16 protein-coding genes and 1 other annotated feature (1 of these 17 only partly in view) are annotated in these 15,208 nt (G+C 53.6%); of the genes, 14 read left to right on the top strand and 2 right to left on the bottom strand.

Translation table 11 applies throughout. The annotated features are described in order from the left end of the window. Window positions 1-58 precede the first annotated feature (58 nt). The 14 genes from IAG03_RS01230 to IAG03_RS01165 all read left to right on the top strand — a co-directional run bounded on the left by IAG03_RS01230 (window position 59) and on the right by IAG03_RS01165 (window position 12,197). Window positions 59-559, top strand: coding sequence for a ribosome maturation factor RimP (locus IAG03_RS01230; RefSeq protein WP_249317855.1), 501 nt, complete (start codon window positions 59-61; stop codon window positions 557-559). Then, on the top strand, window positions 556-1,605 hold the full coding sequence (gene nusA / locus IAG03_RS01225) for a transcription termination factor NusA (protein WP_249317854.1): 1,050 nt from the start codon (window positions 556-558) through the stop codon (window positions 1,603-1,605). The genes IAG03_RS01230 and nusA overlap by 4 nt, the downstream gene beginning before the upstream one ends. 30 nt (window positions 1,606-1,635) lie before the next feature. After that, on the top strand, window positions 1,636-1,941 hold the full coding sequence (gene rnpM / locus IAG03_RS01220; protein WP_249317853.1) for an RNase P modulator RnpM: 306 nt from the start codon (window positions 1,636-1,638) through the stop codon (window positions 1,939-1,941). Then, entirely contained in the window at window positions 1,931-2,305 is a 375-nt protein-coding gene (locus tag IAG03_RS01215; protein WP_249317852.1) for a L7Ae/L30e/S12e/Gadd45 family ribosomal protein, read from the top strand. The genes rnpM and IAG03_RS01215 overlap by 11 nt, the downstream gene beginning before the upstream one ends. After that, entirely contained in the window at window positions 2,302-4,725 is a 2,424-nt protein-coding gene (gene infB, locus IAG03_RS01210; protein WP_249317851.1) for a translation initiation factor IF-2, read from the top strand. The genes IAG03_RS01215 and infB overlap by 4 nt, the downstream gene beginning before the upstream one ends. 87 nt (window positions 4,726-4,812) lie before the next feature. Further along, on the top strand, window positions 4,813-5,157 hold the full coding sequence (rbfA, locus tag IAG03_RS01205) for a 30S ribosome-binding factor RbfA (protein WP_249317850.1): 345 nt from the start codon (window positions 4,813-4,815) through the stop codon (window positions 5,155-5,157). A 6-nt stretch (window positions 5,158-5,163) separates the two neighbouring features. Beyond that, on the top strand, window positions 5,164-6,156 hold the full coding sequence (locus IAG03_RS01200; RefSeq protein ID WP_249317849.1) for a DHH family phosphoesterase: 993 nt from the start codon (window positions 5,164-5,166) through the stop codon (window positions 6,154-6,156). Then, window positions 6,135-7,040, top strand: a complete 906-nt coding sequence (truB, locus tag IAG03_RS01195; protein ID WP_249317848.1) for a tRNA pseudouridine(55) synthase TruB — start codon at window positions 6,135-6,137, stop codon at window positions 7,038-7,040. Before IAG03_RS01200 ends, truB begins: the two co-directional genes overlap by 22 nt. A 15-nt stretch (window positions 7,041-7,055) precedes the next feature. Then, window positions 7,056-7,967 carry a riboflavin biosynthesis protein RibF gene (gene ribF / locus IAG03_RS01190; protein WP_249317847.1) on the top strand — a complete coding sequence of 304 codons (912 nt, stop codon included), beginning with the start codon at window positions 7,056-7,058 and terminating at the stop codon, window positions 7,965-7,967. A gap of 151 nt (window positions 7,968-8,118) precedes the next feature. Beyond that, entirely contained in the window at window positions 8,119-8,382 is a 264-nt protein-coding gene (gene rpsO / locus IAG03_RS01185) for a 30S ribosomal protein S15 (protein WP_283242905.1), read from the top strand. Window positions 8,383-8,680: 298 nt separating this feature from the next. After that, window positions 8,681-10,873 carry a polyribonucleotide nucleotidyltransferase gene (locus tag IAG03_RS01180; RefSeq protein ID WP_249317845.1) on the top strand — a complete coding sequence of 731 codons (2,193 nt, stop codon included), beginning with the start codon at window positions 8,681-8,683 and terminating at the stop codon, window positions 10,871-10,873. Between the two features lie 187 nt (window positions 10,874-11,060). Next, window positions 11,061-11,363 carry a hypothetical protein gene (locus IAG03_RS01175; RefSeq protein ID WP_249317843.1) on the top strand — a complete coding sequence of 101 codons (303 nt, stop codon included), beginning with the start codon at window positions 11,061-11,063 and terminating at the stop codon, window positions 11,361-11,363. Next, window positions 11,360-11,506: a hypothetical protein gene (locus tag IAG03_RS01170; RefSeq protein WP_249317842.1), complete on the top strand. Its 147-nt coding sequence runs from the start codon at window positions 11,360-11,362 to the stop codon at window positions 11,504-11,506. The genes IAG03_RS01175 and IAG03_RS01170 overlap by 4 nt, the downstream gene beginning before the upstream one ends. A gap of 1 nt (window position 11,507) precedes the next feature. Beyond that, window positions 11,508-12,197, top strand: coding sequence for an IS3 family transposase (locus IAG03_RS01165; protein WP_283242921.1), 690 nt, complete (start codon window positions 11,508-11,510; stop codon window positions 12,195-12,197). Between the two features lie 108 nt (window positions 12,198-12,305). On the opposite strand, the gene putP is transcribed toward IAG03_RS01165, so the two are convergent. Next, on the bottom strand, window positions 12,306-13,886 hold the full coding sequence (gene putP / locus IAG03_RS01160) for a sodium/proline symporter PutP (RefSeq protein ID WP_249317840.1): 1,581 nt from the start codon (window positions 13,884-13,886) through the stop codon (window positions 12,306-12,308). Between the two features lie 47 nt (window positions 13,887-13,933). Next, window positions 13,934-14,824, bottom strand: a complete 891-nt coding sequence (locus IAG03_RS01155; RefSeq protein WP_249317838.1) for a Tim44 domain-containing protein — start codon at window positions 14,822-14,824, stop codon at window positions 13,934-13,936. Window positions 14,825-15,063: 239 nt separating this feature from the next. Further along, window positions 15,064-15,208 (top strand) — a binding site (T-box leader) (it continues 98 nt past the right edge of the window).

Here is a 15,208-nt window from a genome sequence, read left to right as displayed (position 1 = left end):
GAGAGTTTGTTGTGAAAGAGTGGGGTGACCCGCTCTTTTGTGTTGTGGGGGGTAGAAAATGGCCGCAAAAAAGAAATCCGGTGGAAATACGGTTGCCGTTGTCCGGGCACTAGCAGAGCCGATTGCAAAGGATCTGGGGCTTTCGGTTTGGGATGTCCGTTTTCTAAAAGAGGGTGGACTTTGGTATCTGCGTGTGTTTATTGATAAGCCGGAAGGCATTGGGATTGAAGACTGCGAGGCGATGAGTCGTGCCATCAACGGCCCGCTGGATGAGGCGGATCCGATTGAGCAGTCCTATTGCCTGGAAGTTTGTTCGCCCGGCATCAATCGGGAATTGACGAGGCCGGAACATTTTGCGGCGTTTTTAGGATCGCCGGTGCTGGTCCGGCGGTTTCGCCCGGATGAGAACGGAGAACGTGACGTCTGCGGGATCCTTGCAGCATACACCGGAGATGCGGTAAAACTGGAAACGGAAGAAACAGACCTGACGATCGACAAGAAAGACGTTTCGTCGGTGCGCCTGATAGAAGATGATTTTGTGGAGGTAGACGAGTCATGAGCGAGATCTTTGAAGCCCTGCATTTATTAGAAAAGGAGCGGGGAATTCCGGTCGACTTTATGCTGGAAAAGATCCGGAAAGCAATTTTGACGGCCTGTAAAAACAGCTACGGAAATGACGATGCGGTTATCAATATCGACCCGGAGAAAGATGAGTTTGAGGTGTTTCTCCGCAAGACGGTTGCAGAGGATGTCGAAGATCCCGGTAAGGAAATCTCGGTAGAAAAAGCCAGAGAAATTGCGAAGGATGCGGTAGCGGGCGACGTCGTTGGAATTCGCCTGGATACCAAGCAGTTCGGCCGGATTGCGGCGCAAACGGCGCGGAATATTATCCGTCAGGGAATTCGGGACGGCGAGCGCGGACAGATGATGCAGGAATTCCAGAGCAAGCATCAGGAACTGGTGAGCGCTCTGGTGGAGCGGATTGATCCGCGTACCGGCGCGGCGACCCTGATGATCGGAAAGGCGGAAGCGATGCTTCCGAAGAGTGAGCAGGTCGGCGGCGAGCAGCTCAAAGAGGGCGACTATGTAAAGGTCTATGTCGTCGATGTACGGGAAACGGAAAAGGGTCCGCGCGCGATGATTTCCAGAACGCATCCGGATCTGGTCAAGCGCCTGTTTGAAAACGAAGTTCCGGAGATTTATGACGGCGTTGTGGAAATTAAAGCAGTTTCCCGGGAAGCCGGTTCCCGCACAAAACTTGCGGTGTTGAGCCACAACCCGGATGTAGACGCGGTCGGCGCCTGCATTGGCGCGCGTGGCGCGCGGGTTTCCAATATTGTCAGCGAACTCGGCGGAGAAAAGATTGATATCGTAGAGTACAGCGACGATATTGCGAAATTTATTGCTTCTGCGTTGTCCCCGGCCGATGTCCTTTCGGTTGAGCCGGCAGAGGATGGTTCCCGTTCCTGCCGTGTGACGGTGCCGGATAATCAGCTTTCGCTTGCAATTGGAAACAAGGGGCAAAATGCCCGTCTGGCAGCGAAGCTGACCGGGTGGAAAATCGATATCAAACCGGAAAGCGGATTTTACGGCGAGACGGAATAACGGTTCAGAAAACAGCAACGAGGTGATGGTATGCGGCAAAAGCGGATCCCGATGCGAATGTGCACCGGATGCGGGGAAATGAAGCCGAAAAAGGAATTGGTTCGGGTCGTAAAAGCGCCCGATCTGAAAAATGAGGCGGGCGAAATCGTCGAGCCCGGCGCGGTTTCCCTTGATCTGACCGGCAGAAAGCCGGGAAGAGGCGCATATATTTGCCGGAGCGCAGACTGTCTGCGGGCTGCACGGAAAGCGAGACGCTTTGAGCGCGCGTTTTCCTGCCGGATCCCCGACACAGTATACGACGCAATGGAGGAGGAAATTGTGCAGAATGGAACGTAAACTGCTTTCCTTTCTCGGAATTGCGCGCAAAGCCGGAAAACTGTGTTTGGGCCAGGATGTCGCGGTGGAGTCGATCCGAAGCGGCAATGCAGCGTTGCTGGTCCTTTCAAACGATATTTCCGGAAAGTCCGGGGCGAAGATCCGACGGGTTGCAGAGGAATTTGCAATTCCGATTCTGCAAATTCCGGCCGGAATGGATCAGCTGGAACGGATGCTCGGAAAACGAGCCGGAATTCTTGCGGTGACGGATGCCGGATTTGCAAAACGGATTTTGGAGCTTGCCCGGGAAAGCGGCATTTTTCAGGATGAAACTTCTGAAGAGGAAATATCGACACGGAAACAAGGGGAGGAACATGCCATATGATGATTAAATACAGAGTTCACGAGGTTGCCAAAGATCTCAATGTGCCCAATAAAGATGTCATTGATCTCTTGAATGCAAATTTTGAGGGACAGAAAAAACACATGACCGCGCTCAATGAGGATGAACTCGATGTGGTCTTTGAGAGCTTTACGCAGAAACATGCGATGGAAAACCTCGACGCTTATTTTGCGGATCGCGAAGCGGAACCGGAAGCGGCGCCTGTAGAAAAGGCGGCGCCGGTGCAGCAGCCCGCGCCCAAAGCAGAGCCTGCACCGCAGCAGCCCGCTGCAAAAAAGCCGGCAAACGGAGACGCGCAGAAGAAGCAGCAGCCGCCGAAGCCGCAGAACCAGAAACGTCCGGAGCAGCGGCCGCAGCCGCAGAAGAGCCAACCGGCGCCGGTACAGCAAAAACCGGCAGAACAGCCGGCTGTGGATACCAGCGCGGTAAAACGTTCGACCGGACGGCTGGTGGATACGCGTTCTTCCCATGTGGATATTGAGCGGTATAACGAGAAATACGACCGTCTTGCCTCGGAAAAAGGCGCGGCGGAGAATACGGTGCAAAAACAGAAGCTGACCCAGCGCAGTCACCGCAGAGGGAAACCGCAGTCCCGCAAGGAGACGGAAGCAGAGCGTCTGCGCCGGATTGCGATGGAGCGCAAAGCAAAGCCGATCACCGTCCTGATTCCGGATGAAATTGTGGTCAACGAGCTGGCGCTGCGTCTCAAGGCGACGGCGGCGGAAGTCGTCAAAAAGCTGATGATGATGGGCGTCTTTGCAACAGTCAATGACGTGATTGATTTTGATACGGCGTCTCTTGTGGCGATGGAGTTTCACGCTAAAGTGGAAAAAGAAGTGGTTGTGACCATCGAGGAGCAGATTATTGATGACAGTGAGGACGATGACAGCAACCTCGTCCCGCGCGCGCCGGTCGTCGTCGTTATGGGACACGTCGATCACGGCAAAACGTCTCTGCTGGATGCGATCCGCCACGCAAATGTAACGGCAAGCGAAGCGGGCGGCATTACGCAGCATATCGGCGCGTACCGTGTGCCCATTGACGGCAGAGAAATCACCTTCCTCGATACGCCGGGTCACGCTGCGTTTACCACGATGCGTGCCCGCGGCGCGCAGGTTACCGATATTGCCGTCCTGGTTGTTGCGGCGGATGACGGCATTATGCCGCAGACAGTTGAGGCGATTAACCATGCAAAGGCGGCAGGTGTTTCGATTATTGTTGCCATCAATAAAATGGATAAGGTCGGCGCAAATCCGGATCATGTCAAGCAGCAGCTGACCGAATATGAATTGGTTCCGGAGGAGTGGGGCGGCGATACGCCGTGCATTCCGGTGTCGGCAGTGAAAAAAGAAGGCATCGACGACCTGCTCGAGATGATTCTGCTTGTCGCGGATATGAAGGAACTCAAGGCAAATCCGGACCGCGCTGCAAAGGGTACGGTGATCGAAGCGCGCCTCGATAAGGGCCGCGGCCCGATCGCAACGGTTCTCGTGCAGAACGGTACCCTCCACGCCGGCGATATCGTTGTCGCCGGAACGACGGTTGGCCGTGTGCGTGCCATGATGAATGACCGCGGTGAGCGTGTAAAAGAAGCCGGCCCTTCTGTTCCGGTTGAAATTACGGGACTCAATGATGTGCCGACCGGCGGTGATATTTTCAACGCGGTTTCCGATGAACGTCTGGCTCGTGAACTTGTGGAACAGCGCATCAATGAGCAGAAGGAAGAAATGTTCAACGCGCAGACGCGCGTAACCCTTGAAAATCTGTTTGACCGGATGCAGCAAGGGGATATGAAGGAACTGAAAATCATCGTCAAGGCCGACGTGCAGGGTTCTGTGGAAGCGGTTCGGCAGTCTCTCGAAAAGCTTTCGAATGACGAGGTTCGCGTGCATGTCATCCATGGCGGCGTTGGCGCAGTCAACGAGAGCGACGTGATGCTTGCAGGCGCGTCAAACGCAATTATTGTCGGATTTAATGTGCGTCCGGATCCGGTTGCAGAAGAAAACGCAAAGCGCGACGGTGTGGATATGCGTCTGTACCGCGTCATTTATGAGTGCATCGAGGAGATTGAGTCTGCAATGAAAGGTATGCTGGCGCCGAAATTCCGCGAAGTCCTGCTTGGACGCGCAGAATGCCGCGAGGTATACAAGATTTCGAACGTGGGCATCGTCATCGGCGCGCACGTAACCAGCGGAAAGATTACCCGCAGCGCACAGGTGCGGGTCGTGCGGGACGGCATTGTCATTGCCGATGACAAAGTTGCGTCTCTGCGCCGGTTCAAGGACGATGTCAAAGAAGTTGCAGACGGATACGACTGCGGAATTTGTCTGGAACGCTTTAACGATATCAAAGAGGGCGATGTGCTCGAAGCGTTTATGATGGAAGAATATCGGGAAGGCTAAGTTAAAATCAACTTAGCGCCCGAATCAGGCGCGGCGGAAACAGAGATGGTTTCCGCCGCTGGCGTTTGTAAAAAAGGAGATGCAGCAATGGCAGGACATCGAATGGGTCGCGTAACAGAGGATATCCGGCGGGAATTGATGGCAGTGATCCGGGAGCTGAAGGATCCGCGCGTACAGAACAGTCTCATCAGCGTTGTCCGGGTCGAGGTGACAAATGACCTGTCGTTTTGCACGGTTTATATCAGCGCAATGGAAGGCCTGGAACGTGCAAAGACGGCAGTGCAGGGGCTGAAGTCTGCTTCCGGTTTTATTCGGAGAGAGATTGGACATGCGCTGAAGCTGCGCCATGTTCCGGAACTCATTTTTAAAGCGACGGATTCTATTGAATACGGCGCAGCAATCTCCAAAAAGCTGAGTGACCTGAAGGAGTGAGAGAGCATGGAACTAACGCTTGCCGGTGCGGCAGAACGGCTGAACGCGGCTGACCGGATTCTGATCCTCAGCCACCATTTTCCAGACGGCGATACGCTCGGTTCCGCTTCTGCACTGTGCCGTGCGCTGCGGAAATTGGGAAAAACCGTTTCTTTTCGGTGCAGCGATACGATTCCGGGGAAATTTACCTTTTTGTTTGATGGACTCGAAGACGTGTTCTATCCGCTTCCAGAAGGCTTTACGCCGGATTTGATTGTGAGTGTCGATGTCGCAGACGTGGAGCTGCTCGGCGCATTGCGGGAAGAATATGAAGGAAAGGTCGATTTGAGTATTGACCACCACGGTTCACACCGTGCTTTTGCAAAATGGACCTGTGTGGATGCCCACGCGGCGGCCTGTGTGGAGATCCTGTTCCGTTTGATCCCGCTCCTCGGAGTGGCGTTTGACCGCAAAATGGCGGCTTGTATTTATACCGGCATTACCACCGATACCGGATGCTTCCGCTACCGCAATACAACGGCGGATTCCCTTCGAATTGCGGCAGAAATGATGGAATACGGGATTGATGCGGCCGAAATTAATTTCCGGATGTTTGAGACCAAAACACGTGCGCGTCTGGAGATGGAGCGATTGGTTTTGGATAGCGCGGAATTTTTCTGCGGCGGGAAAGCGGTCATGATGGCGGTCACGCAGGAGATGATTGCAAAGACCGGTGCAAAAGATGAGGACCTCGACGGCATTTCTGCGATTCCGCGCCGGGTAGAAGGTGTTTTGGCCGGCATTACAATGCGGGAAAAGGAAGACGGCAATTTCAAGGTTTCCGTACGTTCCAATCCGCCGGTCAGCGCGTGCGAGATTTGTGCGGTGCTTGGCGGCGGCGGACACCCGGGCGCTGCCGGATGTACGGTGGAAGGCCCGTTTGCCTCGGCCTGCCGTACGGTGCGCAAAGTGGTCGAGCAGTATATGGAGAAGTTATCATGCAGCACAGCGGCGCACTGATTTTGGATAAGCCGCAGGGCTTTACCTCTTTTGATGCCGTTGCGGTCATGCGCCGGCTTTTAAATGAGCGGAAAATCGGCCATACCGGGACGTTGGATCCCATGGCAACCGGCGTACTGGTGATTTTGGTCGGACGGGCTACCAAGGCAGCCTCTTTTTTGGAAAATACCGGGAAAACTTATGAGGCTGGGTTTCGGTTCGGCGCAGAAACCGACACACAGGACAGCACAGGCGCCGTGCTCCGCACCGACGATAATGCGGTTTCCCGCGAAGCGCTGGAAGCGGTTCTGCCGAAGTTCCGGGGAGAAATTTGGCAGATGCCGCCAATGTATTCTGCGGTATCGGTTAACGGACAGCGGCTTTATACGCTTGCGCGCCAGGGTGTCACGGTAGCGCGGGAAAAACGTCCGGTGACGATTGATCGGCTGGAGGTTTGTACGTATGATCCGGAGAAGCGGGAGGGTATTTTGCGCGTTTCCTGCTCAAAAGGGACGTATATCCGTACGCTCTGCGCAGACATTGGGGAGGCGCTCGGTACTTACGGAATGATGACGGCGCTTCGCCGGGTAGAAGCCTGCGGGTTTTCGCTCTCCAGTGCACTGACGCTTGACGATGCGCGCGCGTTGTCGGAGAGCGGCTGCCTTGCGGAGCGAATTCTTCCGACCGCGTCTTTGTTCTCGATGAACCGGGATGTGTCGGTTTCTGCGGCACAGGCAACCCGGTTTCGCAATGGCGGTGCGTTGGATCTGCAAAGGATTCCCGCGCTTCGTACGCGATGGGTGCCGGGAGAACGGATTCGGGTATACGCACCGGACGGGGAATTTCTCGGACTGGGAGAATGCGGCGCAGAACCGCCGCAGCTGCGTGTGTTAAAGCTTTTTTGAAAATGGGGTGAGGAGATGGAAGTAATCGAAACACTGCGTCCGGCGCAGTCGCCGTCTGCAATTGCACTCGGATGTTTCGACGGGCTCCACCTCGGACATCAGAAGGTAATTTCCGGCGCGCTTCATGCGGCGGGTTTGACGTCTGCCGTATTTACGTTTGATGAAAATCCGCTGCGCGCACTTGGCGAAACACCGCCGCCGATGCTGATGACCAATGAAGGCAAAGCGGAATTCTTGAAAAAAATGGGAGTTGCGCGGCTATATCGGATTCCGTTTTCCTCGATCATGGAGACGGAACCGGAAGCCTTTGTGGAGCGGATTTTGTTTTCACAGTGCCGGGCACAAAAAATTTGCTGCGGATATAATTTTCGGTTCGGGCGCGGTGGACGCGGCGATGAGGTGCTTTTGCGGAAGCTCTGCGCGGCACGGGGTGTTTCTGTAGAAATTGTACCGCCGGTATCAGATGCATCCGGGCCAATCAGTTCTTCCAGGATCCGGGCGGCATTGCTGGCAGGAGAGGCGGAAGCAGCTGCTGCGATGTTGGGCCGGCCGTTTGGATATCGTTTTGAAGTGGTTCACGGACGGCATCTCGGCACAGAGCTGGGTACTCCGACGATCAATCAGCGGTTTCCGGAAGGGTTTATTCAGCCTAAATTCGGCGTCTATGCATCGCTGTGTGAGGTCGGCGGCAAGTTCTATTACGGCGTGACCAACATTGGCGTTAAACCGACAGTCGGCTCTGCGGAAGCTTTGTCGGAAACCTGGATTCCGGAATATTCCGGCGATTTGTACGGGAAGCATATTCCGGTTATGCTGCTGGCGTTTCTGCGTCCGGAGCGGAAATTTGAAAATCTGCAAGCGCTGCGTGCGGAAATTCAAAAAAACCGGGTGCAGGCTGAAAAAGTTGCCAGAAACAAGGGGTATTAGGATTTACAAACGCATCTGGGTATGCTATAATAACACAGATGATGCCTTATCCGCGGATGCAGGCGTATGCCCCGACGGGGAAAATCACGAACCTGTTTCTGCGAATTTGGTAAATAAAAATCCGGCAAAGCCGGAAGAAAGCGTGATTTTTATGTTGAAAGAAGAAAAGACAGCAATTATCGCAGAATATGCGACACACGAAGGCGATACCGGTTCTCCGGAAGTACAGATCGCGGTTCTTACAAAGCGGATCAACGATTTGACAGATCACCTCCGTACGCACAAGAAAGACCACCACTCTCGCCGTGGCCTTCTGAAGATGGTTGGTCAGCGCCGCAACCTGCTCAACTACCTGATGAAAACGGATATCGAGCGGTATCGTTCCATCATCGCGAGACTGGGTCTGCGTAAGTAAGCGTTTTCTGACCAGTGCGGTTTCCGCAAACGGGCTGTGTCCTTTTTATGGGCGGCTTAAAAGCGGATTTTAGCGCGTCTTTGCGTGATCCGGAACTTTTTAGGATTGCCGAAGACAATGAATGTGAGAGAATGGGGGCGGGTGTCAAAATACCCGCCCCATCTTGCAAAACCTGAACGAACCGATTATAGGAGTAAGGCAGATTTTAGCAGTGAAACGAACCTCCGCTGCGGCGGATGCTGGTTTTATTGCTAAATCCGTTTTCCTCCTGTAAAATATAAAAAATGGAGGAAAAAGAATGTTCGAAAATTACAGAGTATTTGAAACTGACTTTGCCGGACGTCCGCTGAAAATTGAAACCGGAAAAATGGCACAGCTCGCAAACGGTTCCTGCTTTGTCCGCTATGGAGAGACGGTCGTCAGCGTTGCAGTTACTGCATCTGCAAAACCCCGTGACGGCATCGACTTCTTCCCGCTTTCCGTGGATTTTGAAGAAAAGCTCTATGCGGTCGGCAAGATCCCCGGATCTTTCCAGCGTCGGGAAGGCCGTCCTTCTGAAAAGGCGATTCTGACCAGCCGTGTGATCGACCGTCCGATCCGGCCTTTGTTCCCGAAGGACATGCGCAATGACGTTTCCGTGGTCTGCACGGTCATGTCTGTGGATCCCGATTGCTCGCCGGAAATTGCGGCCATGGTCGGTACTTCTGCAGCGCTTTCCATTTCCGATATTCCTTGGAAAGGCCCGATCTCCGGCGTCAGTGTCGGCCTGATCGACGGCGAATATATTATCAACCCGACTGCAGAACAGAAAAAGCAGTCCCGTATGGCGGTAACAGTTGCCTCCACCGACTCCCGGATTGCTATGATTGAAGCCGGTGCGAATGAAGTGACGGACGATGAGATGTATGAAGGCATCATGGCCGGTCATGCAGCGAACCAGAAAATCATCGAATTTATCAAGGGCATGCAGAAGGAAATCGGCAAGGAGAAGTTCTCCTATCCGAGCAATGAGCCGGATGAAGAGATGATCGAAAAGATCAAGGCGTTTGCAATTGACGAGATCCGTGTTGCGCTGGATACAGACGACAAAACGGTTCGCGATGCGCGTCTAAAACCCATTTACGAAAAAGTGCACGAGCAGTTTGATGCCGAATATCCGGAGCAGGAGGCCCAAATTGACGAGTGCCTTTATAAGACACAGAAGTATGTCGTCCGGCGTTGGCTTCTCGACGAGCAGAAGCGTGTGGATGGCCGTGGCATGAACGAAATTCGTCCGCTGGCCGCGGAAGTCGGCCTTTTGCCGCGGACACACGGTTCCGGAATGTTTACACGCGGACAGACGCAGGTGCTGACGGTAGTAACCCTTGGCGCTGCCAGCGACAACCAGCTTCTTGACGGAATTGACGACGAAGAGACCAAACGCTATATGCACCACTATAACTTCCCGTCCTACTCGGTCGGTGAAACCCGTCCGTCCCGCGGCCCGGGACGCCGTGAAATCGGCCACGGTGCGCTTGCAGAGCGCGCGCTGGTTCCGGTGATTCCGCCGGTGGAGGAATTCCCCTATACGCTTCGCCTGGTTTCCGAGGTGCTTTCCTCGAACGGTTCGACTTCTCAGGGTTCCATTTGCGGCAGCACGCTTGCGCTGATGGATGCCGGTGTGCCGATCAAGGCGCCGGTTGCCGGAATTTCCTGCGGCTTGATTACCGAAGGCGAGCGCTGGATGACGATGGTGGATATTCAGGGCCTTGAGGACTTCTTTGGCGATATGGACTTTAAGGTTGCCGGTACCCATGCAGGCATCACGGCAATTCAGATGGATCTGAAGATTGATGGTCTGACGCCGGAGATGATTAAAGAAGCACTTGCGAAAACGCACAAAGCGCGTGATTATATCCTTGACGAAGTCATGCTCAAAGCAATTCCGGCGCCGCGCGAGGAGCTTTCCAAATATGCGCCGAAGATGCTTTCTACCCAGATTCCGGTGGATAAGATCCGCGAAGTGATCGGAACCGGCGGTAAGGTCATCCAGAAGATCTGCGCGGAATGTGATATCAAGATGGACATTGAAGAAGACGGCCATGTGTATATTTCCGGTATCAATATGGACAATTGCCGCCGCGCAATGACCATCGTTGATACGATTGTCAACGATCCGGAGCCGGGTTCCTATTACACCGGCCGTGTCACCCGCCTGATGGATTTCGGTGCTTTTGTGGAGATTGCACCGGGCAAAGAAGGTCTTGTCCACATTTCCCGTCTCGATGTAAAACGTACGGAGAAAGTGGAAGACGTCGTCAGCGTCGGCGACATCGTGAAGGTCAAGGTATTGGAAATTGACGATAAAGGCCGCCTGAACCTTTCCCGTCGGGATGCCCTGATCGAGCTCGACGGTATGGTGCCGGAGAACACCATTTCGGATGCTCCGCGCCGCCGTGAGGATGGCGGACGTCCGCCGCGTCGGAACGACGACCGCAGAAACCGCAGATAAGCCGAGTACACAGGTTCCGAAAAGTGTACGCATTACCGGTCACAGAGCATCAGCTGTTCCCGGTAATCGGCAGAATTTCAAAACGATTCCCCTGATTCTGGAACAAACTAGACTGTACCCAAGAAAACGGACAGTGAAAAAAAGCACCTCCTGTTGTAGAATAGAAACTACAACAGGAGGTGCAGTCATGTCGAGAGGATATACGAAAGGAGAGGCGCTCAGTGAAGAAGTGTTCCGGCGAAAGGCCACAGGAGAAACGAACCGAGAGATCGGTGCCCATTTCGGACTGCGCAAGGCACAAGTCAAAGGACTTGTCAATCGCCAAAACCGCAAACAGCGACTGATTGCCAACGGCTATGTTCCGCAGCCGAAAGGCCGGCCGCGCAAAGGTTCGATCAGCGAAGAACAAAAGCGAAATAACGAACTGATCGAGCTGCGGATGCAGGTGGAGCTGCTGCGAAATTTTCTCTCCGAAGCTGGGAGGAGATGAAGCTGAAATACCGGGTGATCGAGCGCTTTTGCGGGAAATATCCGATCGGCTCCATGTGCCGTATGTTTGAAGTCTCCCGCAGCGGCTGCTATGCCTGGCGAAAACGGCAAGGCAAGCCCGAAAAAGGATCAGTAGCTCGTTGATCTGATCATCGACTGCCAACAGCGCAGCAAACAGACCTGCGGCTGCCGCCGCGTTCGCCGCTGGCTGGAACGACAGCATGGCAGAAAAGTCAGCATCAAAGCCATTTTGCGCATAATGCGCAAGCTCGATCTGCTCTCACAGGCACGTCGCCGCAAAGCGTATCGGCATTACCAGCAGGCCGTTCACAAATATCCAAATCTGCTGCAGCGTGCGTTTGCCCAACCATTCCCCAATCGTTTTTGGGCAACCGATATCACCTATATTCCCGCAGCTAAGGGAATGGCGTATCTGTGTGCCGTACTGGATCTGTGCGGAAAAATGCTGCTGGCTTACCGAATCGGCGGTGATATGACCGCTCCGCTGGTGACGGATACCGTTCGGGATGCCTGTAAAAAAGAGAAGGTCGCTGATGGACGAATCCTCCACAGCGGCCAAGGGTCACAATACACATCCCAAGCATACTTTGACCTAAGCCAAGAATCCCACATTCAGCCGTCGATGTCCAGTCCCGGATGCCCTTATGACAATGCTGCTTTCGGGACACTGAAAACAGAGTGCCTGTATCGGAGAAAATTCTCGTGCCGGGCCGAAGTCGAACAGGCGACGGAGTATGTGCGATTCTGCAACTATGAGCGGATCAATCTGAAAAACGGCCTCACTCCGTTTGAAATCCGGAGCAAGGCCGTGTAATTCGCCGCTATTCTGCGACTGGGCGCTTTTTTTCTTTGTCTGTTCGCTGGGAAACAGTCCACATGGTTTGCACAGCCAAGACTTTAATAGATTGCAGGGCTTATTTTCTTATGCCACATCTTCATCGCGAAGTGATGCGACTTTATCAAACTCGTCGGTGATTTCAGAAGCCGGTGGAGCGGTGAGAAGCGACACCAAAGTGATGGCAAGGCTGGAGAGCACAAAGGCGGGGAAGAGCTCATAGATGCCGAACAAACCGCCGAGCGGCTTCAGCAGGAGCTTCCAAATGAAGACCATACCGCCGCCGGTGACCATGCCCGCGATTGCACCGGCACGGTTCATTCTGCGCCAGAAGAGCGAGAACAGCATGACCGGCCCGAAAGTTGCGCCGAATCCGGCCCATGCAAACGAGACGATGGTGAAGATGACGCTGTTTTCGTCCCAGGCGATGACGATTCCGATGAGAGAGATGACCAGCAGAATGATCCGCGAAACCCACATGATTTCTTTATCGTTCGCTTTCCGCTTTAATACGTCGCCGTAAATGTTTTTGGCAAATGCGGAAGCAGCGATGAGCAGATAAGAATCAGAAGAGCTGATCGTCGCCGCGAGAATTCCTGCCATGACAAGACCGGCAAGCAGTGCGGGAAGAAGCAGTCCGGAAAGTTCAACAAAAACATTTTCGGCGCCGCTTGCAGTCAGCAGAACGCTGTCGGTGGACAGTAATGCACGGCCCAAAACGCCGATAAAGACAGCGGCAATGAGCGAGATGACACACCAGACTGCTGCAATCCGGCGCGATTTGGTGAGTTCTTTGGCACGGCGGATTGCCATGAAGCGCAGCAATACCTGCGGCATGCCGAAGTATCCGAGTCCCCAGGAAACGGTGGAAATAATGGTCAGGAAGCCATAGGCGCCGGGATCTCCGAAGAGCGGAGCGCCGTTTGCAATTTGCTGTACGCCGGCAGCGTCGACAGTCGGCGTTGCCAGAGAGGTTAGAGAAAAATAGCCCGGAATCGCTTTGGCGTTTTCGAGTACGACGGAGAGACCGCCTGCCTTGCTGGTTCCGGTGATGAGAACCGTCAGCAGCGCAATAATCATCACAACGGCCTGCATAAAGTCAGAAGCACTTTCTGCAAGGAATCCGCCGATGAATGTATAAATGATTACAAAAAGTGCGCCGACAATCATCATAGAATGATAGGAGAAGCCAAACAGGGTCGAGAACAGCTTTCCGCAGGTCACAAAGCAGCTTGCCGCATAAACAGTAAAGAAAACCAGGATGAAAAGCGCCGAAATGGAGAGCAAAATCTTTTTGTTCTCGTGAAACCGGTTGCTGAAAAATTCCGGCACCGTAATTGCGTTTCCGGAAATCAGAGAGTACTTCCGGAGCCGTTTGGCAACGATCAGCCAGTTAATATATGTTCCAAGCGCAAGCCCGATGGCCGTCCAGGCGGCGTCTGCCAGTCCGCACCAGTAGGCGACGCCCGGCAGTCCCATCAGGAGCCAGCCGCTCATATCGGAAGCCTCTGCGCTCATGGCCGCAACCCATGGGCCGAGACTCCGACCGCCTAGAAAATATTCGTCTGTGCTTTTTTGTGCACGTTTTGCAAAGAAAATTCCGATTCCGATGACAATCAGCATATAACAGCCCATGGCAATCAGAACCTGTAAGGTATCCCCCTGCATGTGTATCCCTCCTTGATTTGTATGAATAAAGAAACGTGATTGTTTCTTTACGAGCCGCTACGCTGAGAAAGTCCCTTGATCGAGGAGATCACCCAGTCATAGTCGGAAGTCGTCATAACGGATCCACAATATTCGCATTTTGCGGATTGGTTGATATCCATCGGTGCGCCGCAGTTTGCACAATTGATGGTTGTCGGTCCCTTTGCCACGTCGGGCGTCAGAACGCCTTTCCGACGGATCAGCGTCCATTCATATTCCATGAAGAGTTCCCGGGTATTGCTGCCGCGGACAATTTTGCCGGTCTGATCTTCTATGACATAATCGACAATTCGGGTTCGAACTCTTGCGATAAGCGAATCGTTGGTGTCATCGCTGGTCCAGCCAACGAGATCGACGCCCAGTACTGCAATGCGGTCAACACAGTTTGTCAAATGTTTTTGAATGAATCCGGCATCGAGCTGGCGGGCAAACTGATTGTAAAGCGCGTCTGTCATATGTGCGCGCATGGGATCAAACTGCTTTGCCTGCCAGGCGTTCTGCATTTGCACATAGAGATTGGAGATCTTCTCCACGATTGCCGCATCGGAAAAATTCGGGTCTTTTCCCTTTAGTTCAGAAATCGGGCGCAGGCTGGAAACGGGTGTTGGAGTAGCGCCGGGCGCACGGGAAGTGGACGAGGATTTCCCGCCTTTCCGAAAGCCCACAATGATAAGCAGCACAACCACAGCTGCAACGATTAAGGTGCCGATCGGACCGAGGTCGCCGCCGCCACCGTCGCTGTAATCATAATCATTTCCGCCGAAATCCCAATCTCCGCCGCCAAAATCGTTGTCACCGGCAAATCCGCCGACATCAGCGAATGCAACCGTGGACATTGCAAAGACGAGAGCAAGCAGAAGGAATAAGGAGACGAAAATTCGCAAAGGCCGCTTTTTCATAAAAGATCCTCCTCATCATGCAGCAAAGGCTGCATTCCATTTTCAAAAGACAGATCTGACAAAACTGCATACTTGCCATTCTATAATATTCTAACACAGAACGCGCATGGGGTACAATACGAATTTCAGAAAAATCCGAAGAAAAGCCGAATTTTGTAAAAATGCGGCTTTCGCGGGATCTTTTCGGAAAGTGCTTGACATTTTTCGGGAAAGCGGCCTATAATACAGTATAAATATCAGAAACAGCGATGAAAGGGAAAAAGGCGGCAAACGGACGCAAAGAGAGGCAGCGGTTGGTGGAAGCTGTCGGGACGAATGCCAGCGAATCAGTCGCCCTGGAGCTGACGGCCTGAACAGAGAAGTAGGGCAGTACGGTTGGCCTCG

Source organism: Yeguia hominis (assembly GCF_014384705.1).
Classification (GTDB): Bacteria; Bacillota; Clostridia; order Oscillospirales; family Acutalibacteraceae; genus Yeguia; species Yeguia hominis.
Note: the sequence above shows the minus strand (reverse complement) of the source record. Positions and strands in the feature narration are given on the sequence as shown.

Bases quoted from the DNA above. Each gene is read 5' to 3' on its own strand.
- IAG03_RS01230 (WP_249317855.1), top strand. From the start codon at position 59: ATGGCCGCAAAAAAGAAATCCGGTGGAAATACGGTTGCCGTTGTCCGG.
- nusA (WP_249317854.1), top strand. From the start codon at position 556: ATGAGCGAGATCTTTGAAGCCCTGCATTTATTAGAAAAGGAGCGGGGA.
- rnpM (WP_249317853.1), top strand. From the start codon at position 1,636: ATGCGGCAAAAGCGGATCCCGATGCGAATGTGCACCGGATGCGGGGAA.
- IAG03_RS01215 (WP_249317852.1), top strand. From the start codon at position 1,931: ATGGAACGTAAACTGCTTTCCTTTCTCGGAATTGCGCGCAAAGCCGGA.
- infB (WP_249317851.1), top strand. From the start codon at position 2,302: ATGATGATTAAATACAGAGTTCACGAGGTTGCCAAAGATCTCAATGTG.
- rbfA (WP_249317850.1), top strand. From the start codon at position 4,813: ATGGCAGGACATCGAATGGGTCGCGTAACAGAGGATATCCGGCGGGAA.
- IAG03_RS01200 (WP_249317849.1), top strand. From the start codon at position 5,164: ATGGAACTAACGCTTGCCGGTGCGGCAGAACGGCTGAACGCGGCTGAC.
- truB (WP_249317848.1), top strand. From the start codon at position 6,135: ATGCAGCACAGCGGCGCACTGATTTTGGATAAGCCGCAGGGCTTTACC.
- ribF (WP_249317847.1), top strand. From the start codon at position 7,056: ATGGAAGTAATCGAAACACTGCGTCCGGCGCAGTCGCCGTCTGCAATT.
- rpsO (WP_283242905.1), top strand. From the start codon at position 8,119: ATGTTGAAAGAAGAAAAGACAGCAATTATCGCAGAATATGCGACACAC.
- IAG03_RS01180 (WP_249317845.1), top strand. From the start codon at position 8,681: ATGTTCGAAAATTACAGAGTATTTGAAACTGACTTTGCCGGACGTCCG.
- IAG03_RS01175 (WP_249317843.1), top strand. From the start codon at position 11,061: ATGTCGAGAGGATATACGAAAGGAGAGGCGCTCAGTGAAGAAGTGTTC.
- IAG03_RS01170 (WP_249317842.1), top strand. From the start codon at position 11,360: ATGAAGCTGAAATACCGGGTGATCGAGCGCTTTTGCGGGAAATATCCG.
- putP (WP_249317840.1), bottom strand. From the start codon at position 13,886: ATGCAGGGGGATACCTTACAGGTTCTGATTGCCATGGGCTGTTATATG.
- IAG03_RS01155 (WP_249317838.1), bottom strand. From the start codon at position 14,824: ATGAAAAAGCGGCCTTTGCGAATTTTCGTCTCCTTATTCCTTCTGCTT.